Origin of the sequence: Candidatus Desulfofervidus auxilii, assembly GCA_030262725.1 — a bacterium.
Lineage (GTDB): Bacteria > Desulfobacterota > Desulfofervidia > Desulfofervidales > Desulfofervidaceae > JAJSZS01.
Genome location: JAJSZS010000016.1, coordinates 1,289 through 25,171, shown reverse-complemented (window position 1 = coordinate 25,171; position 23,883 = coordinate 1,289). Strand labels below are relative to the sequence as shown.

Here is a 23,883-nt window from a genome sequence, read left to right as displayed (position 1 = left end):
ATAACTTATTTTTTTATTTTGGCAAGCTATTGGTTCATAGAATTTAAAAATTCTTCATTTGTCTCAGTAGCTCTAATTTTATCCAATAAAAATTCCATAGCATCAACAGGGTTAAGAGGAGCAAGCAATTTCCGTAATAACCAGATACGAGGAAGGTACTTTGGGTCTGTTAATAACTCTTCTCTTCTAGTTCCAGATTTATTAATATCAATAGCTGGAAAAACCCTCTTATCACTTAAACGTCTATCTAAATGAATCTCTAAATTACCTGTACCTTTAAACTCTTCAAATATTACTTCATCCATACGACTTCCTGTCTCAATTAAGGCTGTAGCAATAATTGTAAGACTACCACCTTCTTCAATATTACGGGCTGCACCAAAAAACCGTTTAGGTCTATGTAAAGCATGAGCATCTATACCTCCAGAAAGGATTTTACCACTGGCTGGAACAACAGTATTATAAGCCCTTGCAAGACGAGTAATACTATCTAAAAGAATAACTACATCATGCTTATATTCTACAAGACGTTTTGCTTTCTCAATCACCATCTCTGCTACATGAATATGCCTGTGAGCAGGTTCATCAAATGTAGAACTAATCACCTCTGCTCGAACAGTGCGTACCCAATCTGTAACCTCTTCTGGCCTTTCATCTATAAGTAATACAATTAAATATATTTCAGGATGATTTGCTTCTATAGCATGAGCAATATCTTTTAATAACATAGTTTTACCTGTACGAGGAGGTGCAACAATAAGCCCACGCTGTCCCTTACCAATAGGTGTAAGTAAATCCATAATACGAGTAGAATAATTTTTAGGATCATATTCCAATTGAATTTTCTCATTCGGAAAAAGAGGAGTAAGGTGGTCAAAGGCTACAATTTCTTTCGCTTTCTCTGGTGGTTCAAAATTTATACTTTCTACTTTTAAAAGAGCAAAATATTTTTCACCTTCTTTAGGTGGTCTTATTTCACCTTTAATAGTATCTCCAGTACGGAGACCAAATTTTTTAATCTGAGAAGGAGAAACATATATATCATCAGGGCCAGGAAAATAATTGTTAAAACTGGAACGCAAAAAACCAAAACCATCTGGCAAAACTTCCAATACCCCTTCACCATAAATTGCTTCATTCCTCTCTGCCTGCGTCTGCAACAGAGTGAAAATCAACTCCTGTTTGCTCATCCCAGGTGTACTTTCTACATTAAGTTCACGCGCTAGGTTAAGTAATTCACTAATCTTCATTGCTTTAAGTTGAGTTAAATTCATGCTCCTCCCTCATTAAATCAAGATATCTTAATTAATATCCTAGGAAACCTTAAAATTTTCTTAAACAAATCTGTCCCACTTAATAGATTTAATACACCTGTAGGCGGGTAATTTTTTTATAACAATTTTCTTGAAAAATGTCAAGCAGCATTTGACAGAAATTATATGCTATAATATGATTTAAAATTGTGAAAGAAAAATTATTAAGACAAATACCTTCTGTAGATGAGATATTAAAAGAAAATTTAATTTTACAAAATTTTCCTAGACATTTAGCAGTAAATACTATACGAGAAGTGCTTGAAATATATCGAAAAGGGATTTTAGATAATAAAATTAACAAAGTTGATTATAAAAAAATTATCTTCGAAATTATAAAAAGATTGAAAATAAAACAAAAGAATCATTTAAAAAAGGTAATAAATGCAACTGGTGTAGTAATACATACAAACTTAGGACGATCTCTTCTTGCTGAAGAGGCAATTTCTCATCTTATTGAGGTTGCTCGTTACTATAACAATTTAGAATATGATCTAAAAATAGGCAAAAGAGGGAGCCGTTATGTTCATGTTGAAGAGCTTCTTTGTGAATTAACTGGGGCTGAAGCAGCTATGGTAGTGAATAATAATGCAGCTGCTGTATTTTTAATTTTAAACACTTTGGCATATGGGAAAAAGGTTATAGTTTCTCGAGGTGAATTAGTGGAAATTGGAGGTTCTTTTCGAATGCCTGATGTTATGAGAAAAAGTGGGGTGAAATTAGTAGAAGTAGGCACAACAAACCGCACTCATCTTTATGATTACGAGCAAGCTATTGATGAAGAAACTGCTTTATTAATGAAGGTACATAAAAGTAATTTTAAAATTATTGGATTTACAAAAGAGGTTTCTTTAACAGAATTAGTAAATTTAGGGGAAAAATATAATTTACCAGTAATTGAAGATTTAGGCAGTGGTAATTTTATTAACCTTACTAAATATGGTATAGGAAAAGAGCCAACAGTGCAAGAAACACTAGCTACAGGCGTTTCTGTTGTAAGTTTTAGTGGTGATAAACTTTTAGGAGGGCCACAGGCTGGAATTATTTTAGGTAAACGTTCATATTTAGAGGCTATTAAAAAGAATCCTTTAAATCGAGCACTTCGTATTGATAAATTTACATTAGCAGCTTTAGAAAGTACGTTAAAACTTTATCGAGACGAAGAAAAGGCTATAAGAGAAATACCTACATTATATTTACTTACAATATCTCAAAAAGAATTAAAAAGAAAAGCAATGAAATTAAAAAGGGCTATTAAAAAATATATTTCAGAAAAAGAAATTTTTTTAACAATAAAATCCAGTATTTCTCAAGCAGGAGGTGGTTCTTTACCAGGAGAAGCATTGCCTACTTATGTAGTTGCTTTAAGACCTAAAAATATTTCAGTTTCTCAATTAGAAGAAAAACTTCGTCAAATAGATCCACCAATTATTGCCCGTATTGAAGAAGATATGCTTTATTTAGATGTTCGCACAATACTTAATGAAGAAATAAAAATGATCCCTCATTTAATTAAAACTGCTTTAGAGGAAAATTATGGAAAAGGAACTTGAGAGTTATTTAAAAAAGGCTTTAAAAACATTACCAGCTTCTTTAAGATATGAAAATATTATTGCAGATACAATTAAATGTGCTCTTTTTCAATGGATAAGAGAAAAAAAACTTATACCTATACCTCATTATCGACCACCTAAATCTCAAGAAGAACCTTTGTCTATTGTTGCCTTTGATGAATCTGGAAAAATTATTTATGCCTTTGCTATTGCTCCAGTAATTACACTTAAAGCTATTAAAACCTTTAAAATTATAGAAGCAGAAAAAAAATTCTTCTTTACTTTTTCTCCAATAAAGAAAAAAGTAGAAGAAAGTAAGTTTTTTTTAACGCCTGATATTATTCATTTACATTTAAGTTTTTAAATTTAAAAAGAGAAAAAGAAAATCCACAAAATTTTAAAACTTCTCCTGCTAAATCAATAACTTCTGAACATATATCTATTAATGCACTATCACTTGTAGCAATTAATTCATGATGTATGAGATAATGTTCTGGCACAGGTACTGCTTGAGCTGTGCCTGATAAATGATAATCTTTTAATTTTTTACGCACATTTGCTGCTAATTCCCCGCTAAATGAGAGAGGAGCATCAAAGTACCAATCAAGCCATAAAGGTTGATAAAGCTTTAAAATTTCAAAGATTAATTCTAAAGCCTTTTCTGTAGTGGAACTAGGCTGATAACTGGCTGAAACACCAGCCATATCTCTAATAAAACCATCATCTGCTAAAAGTAGAGGTTTTCCTTTAATAGCACTTTCTATAGTAATTAATACATTATGACCATCTATTCCCAATTTAGCTTGTCTTAAACGCCATAAGCCTTTTTTCTTCCTTTCCCTTATTTTTGCTTGCTTTATACTACAAACTCCTCTTTCTAACCATTTCCTCTCCCATGAATTGAGTTGGTAACGATTTCCTATTATTTGTAAAGCTTGTCCAGATGAATATCCTTTATCGAGTAAAAAACGTAAATGAGAAATTGCTTGATGAGGAAGTTTCATTCAACATCCAGAATTTCAACACCATTAATATAAGATTTTGTTTTATATGTTTTTAACTCAAGTAATTTTTTAATAAATTCATTCATCTTTTTACTTTCATCTAATACAATATCCAATTCTTTCTTAACAATAGATTTAATATCTTCTCTATCTTTAATCTTGTGTAAGAGAAGTTCTATTCTAGCTTGAATTACAGTAAGAGATTGATTAAGCTTATGAGAAATAGTACCTGCTGTTTCTATAGCAGCTGTTCTTTTTTCCAGTTCAATTAATTTTTCTAAACTCCTTTGATAAGCTTCTCTTATTCTTTCTTTCTCTTTTACTAAAAACTCTCTTTCTTTAGTAAGCAAACAGATCTTTATCTTTGTAGCTATTTGTTCTGCAATAAAACTCAAAAGAGAACTTATTTTTTTATCTAAAAACATTTCCAACAAAACCACACCAATGATTTCACCACCATTCCACAAAGGCATAATAATAAAATCTGCAGGAAAATAACTTTCTATTTCTTTTAAAGTAGAAAAACCTTTTTTCTTTAATTCTAAAAAACTTACTATTCTTTTTTGTCTAATAGCCTCCCAAACTAAATCTTTTTTTTCAATAATAAATGGTTGTCTTTGAAATCCTTCAATTGTTACTTCTTTTAAAATATTTTTTTCTTTATCTAACATAAAATATAGAGACCTCCTTACACCGAAAGCCAATGCCAATGCCCTAGCAGCTTGATTGAATATACCTTTAATAGAATAATCTTTTAAATCTGACCAAATGTTTTGAAATATAAGAAGTTTTGCTAAAAGTTCAGCTTGTTCAGGAAATGGCATCTTTACTCTAAGCTCAGCCTCCTCCAAAGAGATGCCTAAATGTTGAGCTATTACTTCTACTTGCATTTCAGCTGTTTTTAAAATCTCTTCAAGATCTTCACAAGTTGATTTCCAATGTTGCTGTATTTCACTCAATATTGCTTCCATAGCAAATGGTCTGTCATAAGGAGGTAAGGTAGAAAGACTATCAATATTGTGAGCAATATGAACAATCTGGACAAGGGTGGTTTTTAATTCAGATAAAGAAAGATGATGATACTGGGCTACCTCCACAAATGCAGAAGGAAGATTCCAAAAATCTAAAAGTTTTGCTCCTACTTCAGTGTGAGTAACACCTAAAATTTCTTCTTCTGCTTTTTCAAAAGACTTTATTTTTGCTTTACTTACACTTTCTACTATTTCTGAATATTTTTTAGGATAATTTTGAACAAGTATAAGACGACCCAGATCATGTAAAAGACCAGCAATAAAAGCTTCTTCTGGATCTTGATAATTTATCTTTTGTGCTATTTGTTGAGAAATAGAAGCAATACGCAAAGAATGAGACCAAAATTCAGTAAAATCAAATCCAGTTTCATCAGCAAGCATTTCCATTTTTGAAAATACACCAGTAACAGCAATAGTAATAGCTAGATATTTTAAAGTATTTAATCCCAAAAAAGTAAGAGCATGGCGAAGATTACTGATCTTTCCCTTTCCATAAAGAGGGCTATTGGCTATTTTTAAAATCTCCGCTGTAAGAGCAGGATCTTTTTTTATAATTCTCTCCGCTCCTTCAGCACATGCATCTTCCCTAACTGTATATTGCAAAAGTTCCATTACAACAGCAGGAAAACTTGGAAAAGAAACCTCAGAAATATCTTCTTTCATACTAAGCTCTTTTTGCTTAGTATAATATTGTCTTTCTAATTATGTCAAGAAAGTCTTGCTTAATTTATTTTAATTCCATAGATACGATATCGTTTTTTTAAGCTTGCATTTATTAACTCAGCAATACGAATTACTGGAAGATTATCTTCAAGAATCCAAGAAAATTCAAGACGTTTATAAGGAAATTTTAATAATGTTTTTCCTGCTTGAAGAAGAAATAGAGGTACCACTCCACTATGATGATATTGCCTTTTAACCCCTAAAGTAACAACTCTTATTCTATTTATTTTCCTTCGATACCAAAAGAATTTTAACCAATTAAGTAGAAAAAAACGTCCATTTAAATGTCTAAATACCTGAAAATAATCAGGTAAAAACATCATAAAAGCAATTGGTTCTTCCCTTATTTCTGCTAACCAAACAAACTCTGGCACAACTAAAGGTTTAAGGCGTTCTGCCATCTTTCTTATCTCTGCTTCTGTCATAGGTACAAAGCCCCAATTTCTAGACCATGCTTCATTATAAACTTCTTGTATGCGTTTTAACTCTTTTTCAAAATCTTCCATATAAATATGTCTGACCTTTAGTTCAGGATAGCGATTTTTTAAACAAATACAAATATTTTCAAATCTTTGAAGTAAAGTTTTTGAAAAAGGTAAGGAAGTTTCATAAGCAAGAAGATCTTTTATTTTTTTAAAACCACATTTTTCCAACAACTGAGCATAATATGGTGGATTATAAGCCATCAAAAAGCAGGGAGGATCATCAAAACCTTCTACAAGAAGACCACAAGTCTCATTAGTAGAAGGATTCACCGGGCCATAAAGATATTTTATCCCAAAATGGGCTAAATATTCTTTAACAATATCTATCAAGGCAGAAATAACTGTAAAATCATTTACTGTTTCTAAAAAGCCAAACCAACCAATTTTTTCATGATGATAAGCATTATAATTTTCGTCAACAATAGCTACTATACGTCCAAGAGCTTCCTCATTTTTATATGCAAGAAAAAGCTCGCGATAAGCATGGTCATAAAATGGGTTCTCTTTTTCATTCAAACAGAATTTTACATCCTTTAATAAAGGAGGCACCCAATATGGATCATTTTTATAAATTTTCCAAGGAAGGTGTAAAAATGTCTGCCATTGGGATTTAGTAATAACTTTTTTTATTTTTATCACGGAATAATACCTACTTTTCGACCTGCTTGAGCAAACGCCTCAAGTGCCCTTTCTAACTGTTCTTTAGTATGAGTAGCCATAACACTTGTACGTAATAGAGCTCTTCCAGGTGGGACAGCAGGTGGTACAACAGCATTTACAAATACTCCATTTTCTTCTAAATGACGACACATCTCAAATGTCTTATTAGGATCACCTATAACTACTGGCACAATTGGTGTAACACTATAACCTGTGTCAAAACCAAGATTTTTTAAACCATCTAACCAAAAACGTGTATTTTCCCAAAGTTTTTCTCTTCTTTCTGGTTCTGTTTCAATAATTTTAAGTGCCATACTAGCCGCAGCTGCTAAAGGAGGTGCTAAACTAGCACTGAATAGAAGGGCACGCCCAACATGTCTTACATATTCTATTACTTCTTTTTTAGTAGCAATAAAACCGCCAATAGTAGCTAAAGATTTGCTAAATGTTCCCATAATAATATCCACTTCTTTTTCCAAACCAAAATATTCAGCTATACCTCGACCATTTTTCCCCATTACACCAATACCATGAGCATCATCTACCATTACCCTTGCATCATATTTTCGAGCAAGACGAATAATCTCTGGCAAATTAGCTAAATCCCCTTCCATACTAAATACACCATCTACAATAATAAGTTTTGCTTTTTCTTTTTCATTCTGTAATAATCTTTCTAATGCTTGCATATCATTATGAGGATAGCGTTTAAACTCTCCATATCCTAAACGGCAGCCATCAATAATACTGGCATGATCAAATTTATCTAAAATGGCAACACTATCTTGCGTTAAAAGTGCTTGGATAGTGCCTAAATTTGCTTGCATACCAGTAGAAAAAACAATTGCTGCTTCCTTTTTAAAAAAAGAGGCAATTTGAGCCTCTAATGCCTCATGTAAATCTACTGTTCCATTGAGAAGACGAGAACCTGCACAACCTGTTCCATATTTTTTTATTGCTTTGATAGCAGCTTCTTTTACTCGAGGATCTTCTGTTAATCCCAAGTAATTATTTGAACCAAGCATAATTAGACGACGTCCCCCTACTATTACCTCTGGCCCTTGAATAGAAGAAATGGTGCGAAAATAAAAATATTTTCTTTCTGATTTCACTTCCTCTACTTGGGAGGCAAATCTAAAACATTTTGCAAAAATATCCATGACTTACCTCATATCCATCCCTGTCTTTGATACCAATTTATCGTCTTTACCATTCCTGAAAATAAATCATACTTTGGTGTATAACCTAGTAGCTTTTGGATTTCTGAAATATCACAAAACCAATTTTTATGAAAGATCTCTTTTAACTTATCTTGATTAAAAATTATAGGTTCTTTAATAAAAATATTAAGTTTTTCAAATATCAAAGCTAAAATATAAGTTAATTTTTTTGGAATTTTAAAATAAATTGGTTTCTTTTGCAAAGCAGATGCAACTATTTTTAAAGCCTCTTCCCAGCTATATGCCTTTCCATCAGAAACTGCAAAGATCTTTTTAGAAGGAATCTCCTTTTCAAGAACAGCACCTAATATTTCTATTAAATCATCAATATAACAAAAACTTAAAATTCCTTCAGGATTTAATATTGGAGCCAAACCATACTTAATCAAACGACAAAAACTAAGAAATTCTTTATCTCTTGGGCCATATATAGCTGTTGGGCGAAAGATTATAAGAGGTAAAGGAAGTTTTAAAAGTTCTCTTTCTGCCAATAGCTTACTATGAGCATAATGAGAAAGAGAATCAGCACAAACAGCTAAGGTTGAAATAAAGATAAAGTACTTAAGAGGCAATTTTTGTTTTAAGACTGCTTGAGCAAGATTTACTGTACCTTTATAATTTACATTATAAAATAAAGAAGGTTTTTTTGCCTTTACCACTCCAGCTACATGATAAACAACCTCTACCTGAGGCAATCTTAAATCCTTTGCTTGACAATCACCTATAATTAAATATACTGGTAACCCTTTTAACCATCTCAATCGAGCAGGATTCCTTACCAAACAAAAAACCTCATAATTCTTTTTAAGTAACCATTCTACAAGATGACTACCGATAAACCCAGTTCCTCCTGTAACAAGAACACGTTTGCCCATATTGAGGATATTTAAAAAATATTTTCTTTTTTTGTCTAGACTTTTTTGCTTTTTTTTGATAATTTTCTTTTGTGCTTGACAGGGGTTGGAAGAATTGATAATTTTAAAATACTGTAGGCACGTAGCTCAGTGGGAGAGCGCTACCTTGACGCGGTAGAGGTCGGCGGTTCGATCCCGCCCGTGCCTACCATTTTTATTTTGGGGAAAATGGCTGAAGAAATTGAGGTAAAATGTAGTAAAAAGAAAATCTGTCTTCCAGTAGGTACTAAAGTCAAAGATATCTTTCTTAAATTAGGTATACCTGAAGAGAAACTTATAGCAGCAAAAGTAAATGGTCAATTAGTAGATTTAAGTTTTGTATTAAAAGAATCAGCAGAGATTGAACCTATCACTATGGATTCTCCCTTAGCTTTAGAAATCCTACGTCATAGTACTGCTCATGTTATGGCTGAAGCAGTAAAACATCTTTATCCTGAAGCAAAAGTTACTATTGGCCCACCAATTGAAACAGGATTTTATTATGACTTTGATTACCCACCTGGTTTTACTCCAGAAGACTTAGAAAAAATAGAAGCAGAAATGCAAAAAATTATTGCCCGTGGGGAGCGTTTTGAAAGAAAAGAAATTAGTAAAGAAGAGGCAAAAAAATTATTTGAATCTTTGGGCGAAACTTATAAATTAGAAATCCTTAATGGAATTTCAGATGGCATAGTTTCTATATATAAAGTAGGTGATTTTATTGATTTGTGTCGTGGGCCTCATCTTGAATCTACAGATAAAATTAAGGCTTTTAAATTACTTTCAGTAGCAGGTGCTTATTGGCGTGGTGATGAAAGAAACCCTATGCTTCAAAGGATTTATGGCACTGCTTTTTTTGATAAGAAAGATTTAGATAAATATCTTCATCATTTAGAAGAAGCAAAACGACGTGATCATCGCCGATTAGGTAAAGAATTAGATTTATTTACACAATTTGAAGAAATTGGTGCTGGTTTACCTGTTTATTTACCTAAAGGAGCCATTTTAAGACATATTTTAGAAGAATTTGAAATAAAAGAACATTTGCGACGCGGTTATCAAATGGTTATGGGACCACAGTTATTAAAAGCAGAACTTTGGAAGCAATCTGGTCATTTGGATTATTATAAAGAAAATATGTATTTTACAGAAATAGAAGGACATCTTTATGGCATAAAACCTATGAATTGTTTAGCCCATATTCTTATTTATCGTTCAAAGATAAGAAGTTATAGAGATTTGCCTTTGCGTTTTTTTGAATTGGGTACAGTCTGTCGCCATGAAAAATCAGGTGTTTTACATGGTATGTTAAGAGTAAGGCAATTTACCCAAGATGATGCTCATATATTTTGTCGTCCAGACCAATTGAATAGTGAGATTAAAGGAATATTAGATTTTGTGGATGATGTTATGCAGATTTTTGGTTTTAATTATGAAGTCGAATTAAGTACTCGTCCAGATAAGTTTATTGGCTCTGATGAAATATGGGAGCATGCAACAGAGACTTTAAAACAAGCCTTAAAAGATAAAGGCATTAATTACCGAATCTGTGAGGGTGAAGGTGCATTTTATGGACCTAAAATAGATATTAAATTAAAGGATGCCCTTGGTAGAAAATGGCAATGTGCTACTATTCAATGTGATTTTGCCTTACCAGAAAGATTTGACCTTACTTATATAGACAGTGATGGTCAAAAAAAACGCCCGGCTATGCTTCACCGAGTTATCCTTGGCACTTTAGAAAGATTTATTGGAGTGTTAACAGAGCATTTTGCTGGTGCATTTCCACCTTGGTTAGCACCAGTACAGGTGCGTATTTTAACTGTTACTGATAGAAACATAGCTTATGCTCAAAAAGTATATGAAAGGCTTTGTATGGAAGAATTTAGAGTAGAGACAGATTTTCGAAATGAAAAATTAGGATATAAAATTCGTGAGGCGCAATTGCAAAAAGTTCCATTTATGGTAGTTATTGGAGATAAAGAAGTGGAAACACAAACAGTGACTCCAAGAAGAAGAAGTGGAGAAAATTTAGGCAGTATGGGTCTTGAAACCTTTATTGAATTATTAAAAGAAGAAACTGCCATACCAAGACCAAAAAGGAGGGAATCTTATTAATAAAATAAGGGTAAATAAACAAATTAGGGCAAAACAAGTGAGATTGATTGGAATAGATGGAAAACAGATTGGAATAGTAAGTCTTAATGAGGCGTTGCGTCGTGCAGAGGAAGAAGGTTTAGATTTAGTAGAGGTTGCTCCAAATGCTAATCCTCCTGTATGTCGCATTATGGATTATGGTAAATATAAGTATCAACTTAAAAAGAAACAACAAGAGGCTAGAAAAAAGCAGGCGCAGATTCAAGTAAAGGCAATAAAAATGAGACCAAAAATAGAGGAACACGATTTTCAATTTAAATTAAAGCATATTAAACGTTTTCTTACTGAAGAAAAAGCAAGAGTAAAGGTAATTATGTGGTTTAGAGGAAGAGAGATAGTACATGCTGATTTAGGAAAAGCTGTATTACAGCGGATTATAGAAGAAACAAAAGATATAGCTAAAGTACATACCCCTCCAGTGATGGAAGGGCGCAATATGACAATGATACTTATGCCTAAATAAAAGGAGTGAGAAATGCCAAAGATAAAAACAAATAGAAGTGCAGCAAAAAGATTTAAAATTACTGCTAAAGGCAAAATTAGAAGGGGGCAAGGTTGGCATAGTCATTTATTAAGAAAAAAAAGTGCAAAGCGTAAACGCCATTTGCGTCATTTTGCTCTTGTTCATAAAGCAGATTTAGAAAGAGTAAAACGTATGTTACCTAATGCTTTTTAGAGAGGTGAGATATGCCTAGAGTAAAAACTGGTACTAAAAGGAGAAAAAGACACAAAAAAATCCTTAAAATGGCTAAAAGCTATTGGGGAGGTAGAGGTAGACTTTATGCGCGGGCTAGAGAGACTGTATTTAGAGCATTAAATTATGCTTATCGAGATAGAAAAGCAAGAAAAAGAGATTTCAGACGCCTTTGGATATTACGCATTAATGCAGCAGTTAGAGAAAATGGATTAAGTTATAGTCGTTTTATTCATGGATTAAAGTTGGCTGGTATTGAATTAAATCGGAAAGTATTGGCTGATATGGCAATAAAAGATAAAGAAAGCTTTTCTCGACTCGTTGAGGTAGCCCGACAGCAATTAGCAGTTTAAGATGAAAAACTTTATTGAAGAAATTGAGGCTATTGAGGAAGAGGCTATTAAAGCCATAGAAGGAGCTTCTTCTATTGAAGAAATTGAGGATATAAGAGTTAAATTTTTAGGTCGAAAAGGAAAACTTACACAAATCCTTAGAAAAGTTAAAGAGCTTCCTCCTCAAGAAAGACCTATTATAGGTAAAAAAGCAAATGTTCTTAAAGAGAAATTAGAAAATTTAATTGAAAAAGCTATTTCTGAAAAAAAAGTTATTGTTATTAAACGTTTAGATGTTACTTTACCCGGTCGTCGCCCTCATACCTTTGGCACACTTCACCCTATTACACAAACTTTAAGAGAAATATGTGAAATATTTTGTAATATGGGTTTTGAGATTGCCGAAGGTCCGGATGTAGAGTTAGATTATTATAATTTTGAAGCACTAAATATCCCACCTCATCATCCCGCAAGAGATATGCAAGATACATTTTATGTCTCCGAAGAAGTTGTTTTGCGCACTCACACTTCTTCTATTCAAATTCGAGTAATGGAAAAACAGCCTCCACCTGTACGTATAATTGCCCCTGGTGCTGTTTATCGTTGTGATGCTGACATCAGGCACACCCCTATGTTTCATCAAGTAGAAGGACTTTTAGTTGATAAAAATGTCTCTTTTTCACAATTAAAAGGCATTCTTACTGCTTTTATGGAAGCTCTTTTTAAAAAGGGTATTGGTGTAAGATTCCGCCCAAGCTTTTTCCCTTTTACTGAGCCTAGTGCAGAAATGGACATTACTTGTGTTATTTGCAGTGGAAGGGGATGTCGTGTATGTGGCCATACAGGTTGGTTAGAAATATTAGGTTGTGGGATGGTGCATCCAAAGGTATTTCTTAATGTTGGTTATGACCCAGAAGTTTATACAGGATTTGCCTTTGGTATGGGAGTGGAAAGGATTGCTATGTTAAAATATGGCATTGACGATATTCGTCTTTTTTTTGAAAATGACCTTCGATTTTTAAAGCAATTTTAAAATGCGAATACCTTTAAACTGGCTTAAAGAATTTGTAGAGATAAATTGTTCTCCAGAGGAGCTTGCCGAAAAGTTGACTATGACTGGTTTAGAAGTAGAAGAAATTTTAGAACCTTATAATTACTTAAAAAAAGTTATTATCGGCAAGGTTGAATCTGTTTCTCCTCATCCGCAAGCAAAAAAATTAAGCCTTTGCTCAGTTTCAACAGGCAATGCTACTTATAATGTTGTTTGTGGAGCACCTAATGTTAAAAAAGGAATAAAAGCTCCTTTAGCCATTCCTGGCTGTTTATTACCTTCTGGTCAAGAAGTAAAGGCAATAAAAATCCGGGGTATTATATCAGAAGGGATGCTTTGTTCGCAAAAAGAGCTTGGTGTAGGAGAAGATCATAGTGGAATCTGGATTTTGCCTGATGATTTTCCTTTAGGTATTAATTTAGCTAAAGCACTTTTACTAGATGACACTGTATTTGAAATTGCTATTACTCCAAATAGAGGAGATTGTTTAAGTATTTTAGGCATTGCAAGAGAGATTGCAGCAATTTTAAGATTAAAATTAAATTATCCTCAATATGAAATAAAAGAAACAGGCATTTCTATTGATAAAGAATTTAAAGTAACAATTGAAAATCCAGAACATTGTTTTCGTTATGTTGCTCGTTTGATTCGAAATGTAAAGATAAAACCTTCTCCTTTATGGATGCAGGCAAGACTGTTATTAGCTGGTTTGAGACCAATTAATAATATTGTGGATATTACAAATTATGTTATGTTAGAATATGGACAGCCTCTTCATGCCTTTGATGCTAAAAAAATTAATGAAAAACATATTATTGTGCGTTTAGCAAAGCCTAATGAGAAACTCATTACATTAGATGGGAAGGAACAAATGCTTAAAGAAACAGATTTATTAATTTGTGATAAAAATGGCCCTATTGCTTTAGCTGGAATAATGGGAGGAATGAATTCAGAAATCTCCTCAGAAACTACTGATGTATTACTTGAAAGTGCCTATTTTCACCCTATTACTATTAGACGTACAGCTAAACGGTTAAATATTATTACTGAATCTTCTTATCGCTTTGAAAGAGAAGTTGACCCAGAAGGTACATATTTGGCAGCACAAAGAGCTGCTTATTTTATGCAAGAATTAGCAGAAGGAAATGTGGCAAAGGGAACAATTGATGTTTATCCATCCCCTAAATATCCTCCTGTTGTCAATATAAGAATATCAAAAGTAAAAGAAGTTTTAGGAGCTAAAATATCTAAAAAAGAAATTATGGAAATTCTTAAAGCTTTAAAAGTAAATATAAAAGATAAAGGAGAAATCTTAGAAGTAATGCCACCTAGTTATCGCCATGATTTAGAAAGAGAGATAGATTTTATTGAGGAAATTGCCCGTCTTTATGGATATGAAAAAATTCCTTCTACTATGCCAATTCTCTCTTTAGAAGCAAGACCTATTCCTCTTTATCAACGATGGCGAGAAAAAATAAAGGATATTTTATGTGGATTAGGTTGGCATGAAATTATTACTTACGCATTTATTGATCCCAAAGTATTTGATAAACTTCGCCTTCCAAATGATTCTTATTTGAGAAAAACAATAAAACTTTTAAACCCTTTAACAAGTGATAGGGCTGTAATGCGAACCACCTTATTACCAGGACTTTTAGAAGCTTGTGATATAAATCAGCGTCAACGCATCTATCACTTTCGTCTATTTGAGTTAGGTAAAGTATTTTTTGATATAGGAAAGGACTTACCAAAAGAAAGTTATCATTTAGGAGGAATCCTTTCAGGCTATCACTTTGATCCTTCTTGGCATTTTAGATTAGAATCAGCAGACTTCTATGATTTAAAAGGTGCTGTTGAATCTTTAATTGAAGCAATAGGTTTAAAAAATGTAAGATTTGAACCAGCAGATTTACCTTATCTTCATCCTGCAAATGCAACTTGGATAAATTCTAATAATGAAAAAATTGGTTACTTAGGAGAAATTCATCCTGAAGTGAAAGAAGCGTGGGACTTAAAGAGAACTGCTTTTATCTTTGAGCTTGATTTAGAAAAGGTTTTTCAATTAATAGAAAGAGAAAAACAATTTAAACCTTTACCTAAATATCCATCAAGTGAAAGGGATGTATCTTTAGTAGTACCAGAAGATTTTTCTGCACAAAAAATAAATGACTTTGTTCTTAATTTAAAGATACCAGAAATAGAAGACATTTTTCTTATCGATGTCTATCAAGGGCCTCCACTTGAAAAAGAAAAGAAGAGTTTAACTTTTCGTTTAATCTATCGGGCTTTTGACCATACACTTACTGATGAGGAAGTAGATAAGTTGCACAATAATATTGTGCAAAGTATAATAAAACAATTTAAAATTAATGTGAGGCAATAGCTATGACAAAAAGAGACATTGTTGAACAGGTACATAGGCGTTTAGGATTACCTAGATTGCTTATTAAAGAGGTAGTAAATGCAACGTTAGAAATTATTAGAGAATGTCTTATTGAAGGAGAGGAAGTAAAGATTGTTAGATTTGGAAAGTGGCAACCAGTATTGCGCCAAGCTAAAAGAGTAAAACATCCAGTAAGTGGGGAAATAGTAGAAATTCCCCCTTATGGTACTGTGGTTTTTAAACCTAGTCGAGATTTAGAGAAGCTTTAGCTATATTAGCCTCTATATGAGCTAAACGGATAGGTTCAGGTATGCGGTAACCTTTTAAAGAGGCAAGAGTAATATTGTAAGTTGTTTTTATGTCTATAAGATGACCAGGAGATACAAAAATAGGTTTTACTCCTTTACGAGTACGTAAAACAAGACCGATAATTTCTTCATTATCTTTTAAAAAGCTATAACTACCTAATTGATTTGGTACTGGATTATATGTACCAATAAGGCATGATTTAGCACAACCAATTGTAGGAATATTCAAACATATCCCTAAGTGGCAGGCTAGACCAAAACGCCGTGGATGGGCAATACCCTGTCCATCTACCAAAATGACATGAGGTTTTTGTTTTATTTGTTTAAATACCTTTAATAAAATAGGTACTTCACGAAAAGAAAGAAATCCTGGTATATAAGGAAATTTCACCTTACCTATAGCTATCTTTTTCTCTATAATGTTTAATTCTGGCAACGTTAAAATAACAACAGCACCATAAAGATATTCATCTTTTCGACTATAAGCAACATCCACTCCAGCTATCAATTTAGGAGAAAAATTATCAGGAGGAATTAAAATAACCTTTTTTCTTAAACGACATTGAATATTAATAAGAGTTTTTATATTTTTTACCCAAGACAAACCAATATCCAAATAAATCTTTTTCTAGCTCTTGATAATGATTAAATTTTTTTGAAACTATACTCCAAAATTTTTTGTTATGTTTTTTCTCTATAATATGAGCAATTTCGTGAAAAATTACATAATCTATAAGACATTCAGGTAGATATTTTAACAGTATGTTAATAGTTAAGTTTCTTTTTTTACTACAACTTGCCCATTTAGTTTTCATTTTCCGAAAATAAATATTTTTTACTTTTACCCCAAGTTCTTTAGATGTTCTTTCAACCAAAGAGTAAATAAGTTCCTTAAATTCTTTTTCTTCTCGTTCAACCAATTTCTTATCTAAAGAATTTTTTAGGCATTCCTTTATAAATTCTGTTTTTTTCATTATCCAATCTTTATGTTTTTCTAAAATAGTTTTTGGATCTTCACCATAAGGAAGAATAAGCAAAAGTCCTCCTGTTTTAAACTCTAATCTTGGATACTTCACTTTTCTATAAGAGACTTTATATTCAAGCTCCATAATTCTTTACATTTTCAATAAGCTTTTCATATAAATCATCAATCTGTTGAAGGGAAAGATTATATTTATTTTTGAAACCCCTTGAAAATCTTCTTACCTCCCTTTCTACTTCCTTTCTTATTACAGGTTGATTAATCCATCCAGGAAACATAAATTTTTTAAGTTTTTCAAAAAGTCCTTGTACTTCATTTATCAATTTATTATTTTCTCCAAACCTTCTTTCAAGGGTAAGAAGCATTGAATATTCAAGGTCTGAAAGACCAAGAGACTTTTGTTTCTTAGAAAGAGCATTTATTTCCTCTATTATCTTTACCCCTTCCATGTATATCCTTTCATAATCCTTTGTCTTTTCTTTCCATAATTCAAGCAATCTCTCAACTTTATCCACCAAAGATTCATAAATGGGACTTCTATGCCTTTCAACAAGGACAAGTCTATTTAAGGTAAAAAGAATATTTGCTGCCTTTTCTTTTTTATTTTTTACTTTTTCCTCAAGTTTTTTTAGATAATCTTCATCAAAGGTTATAGCCGGAAGTTCTCTTTCAAGCTTTTCTATCTCTGTTGTTTTATGCACAAACTTGATTGTTTTTTCATAATATTTTTGTACATATCCTTCATAAGTGGGTTTTTGCATTACTATTTTCATATAATATGTATAAATGGCTGAAATCCACTTATAAGTTTCAAAATACTCAAGCTTAACTTCATCTGGCCCAAGGAATTCAAAAATTTTTCTTAGATTTTTATATTTTTCAATAAATTCTTTTTCTCTTTCAGCATCAGTTGTAAGCACTTCTACTGCTTTTAATAAAACCTCCCTTTCATAATCTCTTGGCACTTCTTTAAGTATTTCAAGAATTTCCTTAATTAATGCTAAAAACTCTTCTCTCAAGCTATTATAGCTAAACAATGCCCCTTTGATGTCCTCTGTGCTATACATCTCAAGGGCCTTTTTAAATTCCTTCAAAACCCCTACATAATCAATCACTACTCCTGCTTCTTTCAATCCCTTAAAAGGTCTATTTGTTCTTGCAATAGCTTGTAAAAGTCTATGTTCTTTAAGTGGTTTATCTAAATACATGGTTTGAAGAATGGGTGCATCAAAGCCTGTAAGTAGCATATCTGTCACTATCAAGATTTTTGGATACTCTTCTTCTTTAAACCTTTCTACTATGTCTTTTCTCAAATTATCTATTTCTTTACCTCCATATCTTGCTTGTGCCTCTTGCACACACCATTTAATCGGCTCTTCATCTTCCTTACCAAAATAACTTATCACTACTTCAGCATAATAAGGCAAATGCTTATCCAATTCTTTTTTATATAAAACACAAGCTATTCTACTAGATGCTACAATCATAGCTTTAAATTTCCCATCAACATGCTCTTTAAAATGTTGAGCAATATCCTTTGCAATTACCTTTATCCTTTCTGGATTTTCAAGAAATAGTTTTATAGCATTTAATCTCTTCTTTATTTTTTCTTCTACCTCTTCCCTAAATTCTTCTGGTAATTCCTCAAACTCCACCTCTAAAAATGTCTTAAGCATATCTTTTTTAAGATGTAATTTTTCAAGCCTTGGCTGATAAACAATCTTTACAGTAAAATCATCTTTTAAAGATTCTGTAATAAAATATTTGTCCAGATAAAGTTCTTTTGGTGGATAACTAAATTCAAGATATGTATCTCTTCCTTTCTTTGAAATAGGTGTGCCTGTAAGAGCAAAAAAGAATGCATTTTTAAGGATACCTTTCATCTGGGCAGCAAGGATACCATATTGTGTCCTATGCCCTTCATCTATAAAGGCAATAACATTTTTACGATTCATTATTGTTTCTTTTTCCTTTGATATATTTTCAAGTTCTTTCTGCAATGCTTTAAGCTCTTCAGGTCTAAATTTATGAATTAAAGTAATAAATACTCCTCTTTTACCTCTATAATCATCATAACTTAAAACTTCTTTAAGTTTTTCTATTGAACCAATAACTTCAGGCTTTAGAATATCAAGGGAATAAAATTCTTTATAAAGCTGTTCCTCAAGCTCAATCCTATCTACGATAAAAAATATAGTGGGATTCTTTAGTTCTTTCATATAGTAAAGCTTATTTGCCGCAAATATCATGGTCAGTGTCTTCCCACTCCCCTGCCAGTGCCAGATAAGCCCTTTATTCTTCTCTTCCTTACCTCTAAGATTTTTTATCACCCTCTCCACTATCTTATTGGCTGCCCTGTATTGCATATATCTAGTAATAACCTTTGTTGCCTCTCCCCTTTCAATCCTGTAAAAGAGAAAATTTCTGATTATATCCAGCAATTTATCCCTTCTAAGCATCTCAATAGTAGCATCTATAGAGTCCCTTAACTCCTCTCTCCATTCATGTTTCTTTGTATCCTCTTGCCAGGGGACAATGGGGAAGTATCTGGCCTTGCTCTCAGCCGCTACCCCTATCTGGACATACTTATAAAGTTCAGGCACTATGCCCTCATAATCCTTTATCTGCTTATATGCCTGATACCAGCTTACTGAGGGATTGGTGGGATTCTTACACTCTATATTTACCAGGGGAATGCCATTAACATAGAGCATTATATCGGTTCTTATCCTTTCTCTGCCCTCATAATTTATTTGTTTGCTGATGATAAACTCATTATTTTCAATATCTTCAAAATCAAAGAGGTAAACATATTTTACTACCTTTTCTCTCTCAAACTTTACTGGAACACCTAATTTATAAAAGTTTAAAATCCGCTTTGCCCCTTCTATCCCTGTACCGGCAAGTTTTAGCTCATTTAAGACCTTATTTATCTCTTCATCACCAATCTCAAGCCCTTTATTTATCCTTCTGATAGCCCTTATAAGAGTCGAGATTAGCAAAGGTTCTTTATAGCTCTCCCTTTCAAGGGCATCGGCAGGGATAAACCTCCATCCTTTTCCTCCAAGTTGTTTAATAATATAGTCTTCTACAAGATGTTTCTCATCAAAGGCTATTTTCATATCTTGGATACCTCTTATTTCTCTTTGAATTGTTCAATTAGTCTCTTTACCGTATCAACAAACATTTTTGCTCTATTTAACCATTCCTCTACTTGTGATTTTTCAAAATAAACAAATTCAATATAATCTCCTCTTTGTCTTGCTTCAAATAGCTCGTTGTAAAAGCGTCCATCATCAGGGCTTACAAGTCCTTGCTTTACAAAATTTTTATGGAACGAAGCTTTAACTCCAGAATGTTTCTTAAATTTAAAACCTCTTTGGAGCAATAAAGCGCTGACAATATAAAAACATGCGTAATAAATTCTATTAACGGAAAAAGAAAGACGACCAGCTCTTAAGTCATCTTCTGCTGCCTCAAGAGATTGAAGACATTTCTCTATCCAATATTTAACAAATTTTTCTTTTTGATCTTTTTCATCCATATGTAACTCCTTCTTTTTCTATAAAATAATGAATCGGAAGTACTGAAAGATCTACCCATTCCTTTTCTGAGAGGATAAGAGGACTTATATTTGTATCAAATTTGAGATTTATATTGAAAACGATATCAATTATTCGTTCTCTAATCTCTTCTTTCACTTCACAAGGTAAAAGTATCAAAATATCAATATCTGACTCTTCGTCAAAGTTTCCTGTAACTTTTGAGCCGAAGAGTTTAAATTTCGTATTTGGCCATATTTTACTTATTTTAGTAACAAGCATATCAATAGCTTTTAATTCAGTTGTAGTGAGATATTTTTTGAGATTATGATGTCTCTTCATACTTTTACCCTCCTTTTCCCTGTAAGCAAATCATTCATCAAACCTTTCTTAATCCTTTCTAATTTTTCTTTCTTTTTCTTCAAAAGCTCAAGCCTTTTATCCACAGTGCTTAAAATCTCAGCAATTTTTTGTTGTTCAGGAAGTGGGGGAAATGGAATAAAAAGATTGGATAATTCATCTTTAGTGACTGCCTTAAAGGTGGAACCTTTACCAATATTTTCAATGTGTTGTTTTTCCTTTTGAAACCAATAAAAATAAAATATATTAGAACCTTTCTTTATTCTTACTGCTGCCAACCCTCTCCCTATACATAACCTATAAGGGCATATATTAACATCTCCAACCGGTGCCCTTACAGAAATTAAAACATCTCCTTCTTCTGCTATTTTTGTAGGCTGAGTAGTCCATAATATAGCGGAGGGATACATATTACCAAACTCGGCTTTTCCTTGTATAAATGGGAGTCCTTTTCCTTCTTTGTTATAACTTTTTCCCGGCGGAGACTGTCCCATTATAAGCTTTATCTCTTCCGATTCTTTTAGCCTCACCACCTCCCACTCCTTCGGTATCCTGCCGATTTCTGTATCTTTAAATTCATTATACCCAATGCCTTTTGTTAACAACTCCTGCATCAGGCCCTTTTTCAACCTCTGGGTCTTCTCTATGGCTTGATTTACCTTCTCAATCGCACTATCCACAGTGCTTAAAATCTCAGCAATTTTTTGTTGTTCAGGAAGGGGAGGGAGGGGGATCGGAAGATTTTTGAGAAAACTTTGAGTAATTATTGGATGAGTAGTTTTTGTAGCAAATTGTTTAAGATTTTTAAAAGTAAGTAAGTAAAACAAAAATGGCAAATGAATTTTCTTACTTTTATAACTTTGACTATAAATAGCGTTGTCACTTATCCATACTTTACCTTTGGCTAAATGAATTTCGCCTGAAGCTCCCACTCGTCCAACTATAATCGTAAAATCATTATCTACTAAAAAATCATTTGTTTTCCCCATTATCCCATTAGCTCCGTAAACTGGAATAATGCCATAATCATTTATCTTTGGCCTTTCGCCATTTTTTAATTCTAAAACCTCACCTAATTTTACTTCCTTCCATTCCTTTAACACATTATTTCTGCTCTCTTTCATTACATTAAAGAATCAAGTAATTTATTTATCTAAATTAAGATGAACGACCCATTACCAAGAACCTTGATAATCTTAATAAATTCTATTTCCAATTCTAAACGCCTATTTAGAGACTGATACTTAAGTAACTCTGCTAGAAACAAAATATAAGGTACTGTCATAATATCCAAACCAGTTTAATATCACAATTCTATCCCTTTTTTCTTGAATTTTTCTTTGATTTTTTCAAATAATTTTTCAAAATTAGAAATTGTTTCTTCTGCTACTTCTTCTCTTTCCTTTATGATTCTTTTAATTTCTAATGCAACTTTAACTTTATCAAATCCTCCTAAGTTATTGTTTTTAAAAAACTTGTAATATCTTTTAGTTTTCAAACCATTTGTAGGTATTTCTTCCAATTTAATCTCAAGTTTTTTTAATTTACTTTCAAAGACCTCTCTGTATGCTTTATTGACAGCCATATTGTAAAACTTTTCATCAAATAAGTCTTCTATTTCTATATCTTTTCCTTTGAATTCCTCAGAAATTTCATTTAACATTAAAACATCTAAATCCTTATCTATCTCAATATTCCTATTTTCTATTTCTTGAATAACCCTCCTTCCCTCGTTATCCGCATCAAGTAAAGCCAATGAATTATACCTTTCGGCTTTAAGCCAAGCTACAAGATAAGGAACTTTATCAGCTCCTCCCGCACCGATGATCATAACTTTATCAATGCCAATTGTTTTCTTATCTTTTCTTTTTAAATAATTGTTCATAGCTTCCAAATACACTTTATCTGAAAATCCCTCTACAATGATGTTGTTTTTATGACCAAAGAGAGAATCTGATATATCTGCTCCAATACTTGCTCTGATTACTTGCAACGAATCATATAGTGAATCCCAGAATTTTTCATATACTTTTGTTCCCTCATCTTCTTTTCTTTCAACAATCCTTATTCTTTCCAATTTGTTTTTATCAATTAAAAATGGAGAATGTGTAGCAATTATTATCTGATTTGTTTTTGCTATTTCTTCTAAAGCTTTTAACAAATCTTTTTGTCCAGAAGGATGTAATACCCATCCCGGATTATCCAAAAGTAAAACTGTATTTTTTAATTCTCCTTTTGTTCCTGCCATAAAATTGATGTAAAAAGATAAAAACCATCTAAAACCATCGCTTCTTTTACTAGGTGGATCAGCTTTGGCACCGAGCGCATCATCAATAGATACTAATATTTTATCCCCAATCATTTCTAAGTTTACAGTTACTTCTTCTTGTTCCCAGAATTCATTAATCATTCCTGTAATTTTTGCTGTAGCACTTTTAAAAAGGCGACTTATAGTATGAGGTGTTCTTGTAGCTCTTATTTTTTTAACGTCTAATCCTGCTAATTTAAATAAGTTTGTAAAAGTTTTATACTTTTCTGTATTCTTTAAGTATTCGTCAAGAGGGATTGAATCCCCTATAAAATCTATACTATCAAAGTATACAAAATTCGGAATCATATTTAAAATCTTTTCCAGTAAGTTATTTTTTGTAATGTTTTTTAAATTCTCAACTTCTTTTTTTATCGTATTAACTAATTTATCATCCAAAACTTGAGCACTTATAATATTATTTACTAATTCATCTATTTTTGCGGGATCAGAAATTTTCTCTAATTCTTGAATACATCTATCATATAGCTCTATGAAGTATGTCTTTAACTCTTTTAAAAGTACAATAGCATTATAAGTAAATTGTGCTTGAGGTTGTTGATTTGATAAATGTCCAAAACCACCATTTGGATGTTCACAGGATAATATGAACTGGATGAGTTTATCTTTATTTATCTGATTCAGTGATTCTAATTCTATTAAAGCTTTGACTGCAAAATAAGTGTGAGTGATATGAGACGATTGACCTGGAATATGACTAAATCCACCATCTGGTGTTTGAAGTAATTTAAGCCAGTTTATGTGCTTATTCTTGTCAATTTTGTTTAATACTCCTAATTCCTTAAGAAGTACAATAGCATTATAAGTAAATTGTGCTTGAGGTTGTTGATTTGATAAATGTCCAAAACCACCATTTGGATGTT

At 32.2% G+C, this 23,883-nt stretch carries 22 protein-coding genes and 1 tRNA gene; 10 read left to right on the top strand and 13 right to left on the bottom strand.

Translation table 11 applies throughout. The features are described 5' to 3' along the window. Positions 1 to 26: 26 nt before the first annotated feature. The gene (rho, locus tag LWW95_08930) at positions 27 to 1,274 is read right to left on the bottom strand and encodes a transcription termination factor Rho (protein ID MDL1957150.1); all 1,248 of its coding nucleotides are present in this window, start codon (positions 1,272 to 1,274) and stop codon (positions 27 to 29) included. 185 nt (positions 1,275 to 1,459) lie between these two features. On the opposite strand from rho, the gene selA reads away from it, so the two are divergent. Both selA and LWW95_08920 read left to right on the top strand, forming a co-directional pair. Continuing rightward, complete coding sequence (gene selA / locus LWW95_08925; protein MDL1957149.1) at positions 1,460 to 2,866, top strand: L-seryl-tRNA(Sec) selenium transferase; 1,407 nt, start codon at positions 1,460 to 1,462, stop codon at positions 2,864 to 2,866. Then, positions 2,850 to 3,230 carry a hypothetical protein gene (locus LWW95_08920; GenBank protein ID MDL1957148.1) on the top strand — a complete coding sequence of 127 codons (381 nt, stop codon included), beginning with the start codon at positions 2,850 to 2,852 and terminating at the stop codon, positions 3,228 to 3,230. The genes selA and LWW95_08920 overlap by 17 nt, the downstream gene beginning before the upstream one ends. Here the strand turns inward: LWW95_08920 and LWW95_08915 are convergent. The 5 genes from LWW95_08915 to LWW95_08895 are packed head-to-tail and all read right to left on the bottom strand — an operon-like array spanning position 3,205 to position 8,864. Continuing rightward, positions 3,205 to 3,870, bottom strand: a complete 666-nt coding sequence (locus tag LWW95_08915; GenBank protein ID MDL1957147.1) for a DUF434 domain-containing protein — start codon at positions 3,868 to 3,870, stop codon at positions 3,205 to 3,207. The two genes, LWW95_08920 and LWW95_08915, sit on opposite strands and share 26 nt — an antisense overlap. Beyond that, positions 3,867 to 5,564: an HDOD domain-containing protein gene (locus LWW95_08910; GenBank protein MDL1957146.1), complete on the bottom strand. Its 1,698-nt coding sequence runs from the start codon at positions 5,562 to 5,564 to the stop codon at positions 3,867 to 3,869. Before LWW95_08910 ends, LWW95_08915 begins: the two co-directional genes overlap by 4 nt. A gap of 59 nt (positions 5,565 to 5,623) precedes the next feature. Continuing rightward, positions 5,624 to 6,748, bottom strand: a complete 1,125-nt coding sequence (locus LWW95_08905) for an N-acetyltransferase (GenBank protein MDL1957145.1) — start codon at positions 6,746 to 6,748, stop codon at positions 5,624 to 5,626. Further along, a complete protein-coding gene (locus LWW95_08900) occupies positions 6,745 to 7,929 on the bottom strand; it encodes a pyridoxal phosphate-dependent aminotransferase family protein (protein MDL1957144.1) in 1,185 nt (394 codons plus the stop codon). The genes LWW95_08905 and LWW95_08900 overlap by 4 nt, the downstream gene beginning before the upstream one ends. Before the next feature lie 8 nt (positions 7,930 to 7,937). Continuing rightward, the gene (locus LWW95_08895) at positions 7,938 to 8,864 is read right to left on the bottom strand and encodes an NAD-dependent epimerase/dehydratase family protein (GenBank protein MDL1957143.1); all 927 of its coding nucleotides are present in this window, start codon (positions 8,862 to 8,864) and stop codon (positions 7,938 to 7,940) included. A 115-nt stretch (positions 8,865 to 8,979) separates the two neighbouring features. On the opposite strand from LWW95_08895, the gene LWW95_08890 reads away from it, so the two are divergent. From LWW95_08890 to LWW95_08855, 8 genes are all read left to right on the top strand, one after another. Continuing rightward, a tRNA-Val gene (locus tag LWW95_08890) sits at positions 8,980 to 9,054 on the top strand. Continuing rightward, on the top strand, positions 9,045 to 11,000 hold the full coding sequence (gene thrS, locus LWW95_08885; GenBank protein MDL1957142.1) for a threonine--tRNA ligase: 1,956 nt from the start codon (positions 9,045 to 9,047) through the stop codon (positions 10,998 to 11,000). Before LWW95_08890 ends, thrS begins: the two co-directional genes overlap by 10 nt. Further along, positions 10,996 to 11,502, top strand: a complete 507-nt coding sequence (gene infC, locus LWW95_08880) for a translation initiation factor IF-3 (GenBank protein ID MDL1957141.1) — start codon at positions 10,996 to 10,998, stop codon at positions 11,500 to 11,502. The genes thrS and infC overlap by 5 nt, the downstream gene beginning before the upstream one ends. 12 nt (positions 11,503 to 11,514) lie before the next feature. Next, on the top strand, positions 11,515 to 11,715 hold the full coding sequence (gene rpmI, locus LWW95_08875) for a 50S ribosomal protein L35 (GenBank protein MDL1957140.1): 201 nt from the start codon (positions 11,515 to 11,517) through the stop codon (positions 11,713 to 11,715). An 11-nt stretch (positions 11,716 to 11,726) separates the two neighbouring features. After that, entirely contained in the window at positions 11,727 to 12,086 is a 360-nt protein-coding gene (rplT, locus tag LWW95_08870) for a 50S ribosomal protein L20 (protein ID MDL1957139.1), read from the top strand. A 1-nt stretch (position 12,087) separates the two neighbouring features. Beyond that, complete coding sequence (gene pheS, locus LWW95_08865; GenBank protein ID MDL1957138.1) at positions 12,088 to 13,098, top strand: phenylalanine--tRNA ligase subunit alpha; 1,011 nt, start codon at positions 12,088 to 12,090, stop codon at positions 13,096 to 13,098. Position 13,099: 1 nt separating this feature from the next. Continuing rightward, entirely contained in the window at positions 13,100 to 15,499 is a 2,400-nt protein-coding gene (pheT, locus tag LWW95_08860) for a phenylalanine--tRNA ligase subunit beta (GenBank protein MDL1957137.1), read from the top strand. Between the two features lie 2 nt (positions 15,500 to 15,501). After that, positions 15,502 to 15,768, top strand: a complete 267-nt coding sequence (locus LWW95_08855; protein MDL1957136.1) for an HU family DNA-binding protein — start codon at positions 15,502 to 15,504, stop codon at positions 15,766 to 15,768. On the opposite strand, the gene nfi is transcribed toward LWW95_08855, so the two are convergent. The 7 genes from nfi to LWW95_08820 form a co-directional block, all read right to left on the bottom strand. Next, a complete protein-coding gene (gene nfi, locus LWW95_08850) occupies positions 15,743 to 16,423 on the bottom strand; it encodes a deoxyribonuclease V (GenBank protein MDL1957135.1) in 681 nt (226 codons plus the stop codon). The two genes, LWW95_08855 and nfi, sit on opposite strands and share 26 nt — an antisense overlap. Next, positions 16,377 to 16,916 carry a M48 family metallopeptidase gene (locus LWW95_08845; GenBank protein MDL1957134.1) on the bottom strand — a complete coding sequence of 180 codons (540 nt, stop codon included), beginning with the start codon at positions 16,914 to 16,916 and terminating at the stop codon, positions 16,377 to 16,379. The genes nfi and LWW95_08845 overlap by 47 nt, the downstream gene beginning before the upstream one ends. Then, positions 16,906 to 19,911 carry an HsdR family type I site-specific deoxyribonuclease gene (locus tag LWW95_08840; protein MDL1957133.1) on the bottom strand — a complete coding sequence of 1,002 codons (3,006 nt, stop codon included), beginning with the start codon at positions 19,909 to 19,911 and terminating at the stop codon, positions 16,906 to 16,908. Before LWW95_08840 ends, LWW95_08845 begins: the two co-directional genes overlap by 11 nt. 14 nt (positions 19,912 to 19,925) lie before the next feature. Then, the gene (locus LWW95_08835) at positions 19,926 to 20,333 is read right to left on the bottom strand and encodes a HEPN domain-containing protein (GenBank protein MDL1957132.1); all 408 of its coding nucleotides are present in this window, start codon (positions 20,331 to 20,333) and stop codon (positions 19,926 to 19,928) included. Further along, entirely contained in the window at positions 20,326 to 20,673 is a 348-nt protein-coding gene (locus LWW95_08830) for a nucleotidyltransferase domain-containing protein (GenBank protein MDL1957131.1), read from the bottom strand. Before LWW95_08830 ends, LWW95_08835 begins: the two co-directional genes overlap by 8 nt. Beyond that, complete coding sequence (locus LWW95_08825; protein MDL1957130.1) at positions 20,670 to 21,815, bottom strand: restriction endonuclease subunit S; 1,146 nt, start codon at positions 21,813 to 21,815, stop codon at positions 20,670 to 20,672. Before LWW95_08825 ends, LWW95_08830 begins: the two co-directional genes overlap by 4 nt. Before the next feature lie 182 nt (positions 21,816 to 21,997). Next, the coding region (locus LWW95_08820) for an AAA family ATPase (GenBank protein MDL1957129.1) at positions 21,998 to 23,883 on the bottom strand (1,886 nt) is incomplete at its 5' end.

Excerpts from the sequence above, each read along its gene's own strand:
- LWW95_08855 (MDL1957136.1), top strand. The coding sequence starts at position 15,502 with ATGACAAAAAGAGACATTGTTGAACAGGTACATAGGCGTTTAGGATTA.
- LWW95_08830 (MDL1957131.1), bottom strand. The coding sequence starts at position 20,673 with ATGAAGAGACATCATAATCTCAAAAAATATCTCACTACAACTGAATTA.
- LWW95_08845 (MDL1957134.1), bottom strand. The coding sequence starts at position 16,916 with ATGGAGCTTGAATATAAAGTCTCTTATAGAAAAGTGAAGTATCCAAGA.
- LWW95_08835 (MDL1957132.1), bottom strand. The coding sequence starts at position 20,333 with ATGGATGAAAAAGATCAAAAAGAAAAATTTGTTAAATATTGGATAGAG.
- rho (MDL1957150.1), bottom strand. The coding sequence starts at position 1,274 with ATGAATTTAACTCAACTTAAAGCAATGAAGATTAGTGAATTACTTAAC.
- LWW95_08825 (MDL1957130.1), bottom strand. The coding sequence starts at position 21,815 with ATGAAAGAGAGCAGAAATAATGTGTTAAAGGAATGGAAGGAAGTAAAA.
- pheS (MDL1957138.1), top strand. The coding sequence starts at position 12,088 with ATGAAAAACTTTATTGAAGAAATTGAGGCTATTGAGGAAGAGGCTATT.
- LWW95_08920 (MDL1957148.1), top strand. The coding sequence starts at position 2,850 with ATGGAAAAGGAACTTGAGAGTTATTTAAAAAAGGCTTTAAAAACATTA.
- rplT (MDL1957139.1), top strand. The coding sequence starts at position 11,727 with ATGCCTAGAGTAAAAACTGGTACTAAAAGGAGAAAAAGACACAAAAAA.
- LWW95_08840 (MDL1957133.1), bottom strand. The coding sequence starts at position 19,911 with ATGAAAATAGCCTTTGATGAGAAACATCTTGTAGAAGACTATATTATT.
- LWW95_08910 (MDL1957146.1), bottom strand. The coding sequence starts at position 5,564 with ATGAAAGAAGATATTTCTGAGGTTTCTTTTCCAAGTTTTCCTGCTGTT.
- LWW95_08915 (MDL1957147.1), bottom strand. The coding sequence starts at position 3,870 with ATGAAACTTCCTCATCAAGCAATTTCTCATTTACGTTTTTTACTCGAT.
- pheT (MDL1957137.1), top strand. The coding sequence starts at position 13,100 with ATGCGAATACCTTTAAACTGGCTTAAAGAATTTGTAGAGATAAATTGT.
- LWW95_08895 (MDL1957143.1), bottom strand. The coding sequence starts at position 8,864 with ATGGGCAAACGTGTTCTTGTTACAGGAGGAACTGGGTTTATCGGTAGT.
- rpmI (MDL1957140.1), top strand. The coding sequence starts at position 11,515 with ATGCCAAAGATAAAAACAAATAGAAGTGCAGCAAAAAGATTTAAAATT.
- LWW95_08900 (MDL1957144.1), bottom strand. The coding sequence starts at position 7,929 with ATGGATATTTTTGCAAAATGTTTTAGATTTGCCTCCCAAGTAGAGGAA.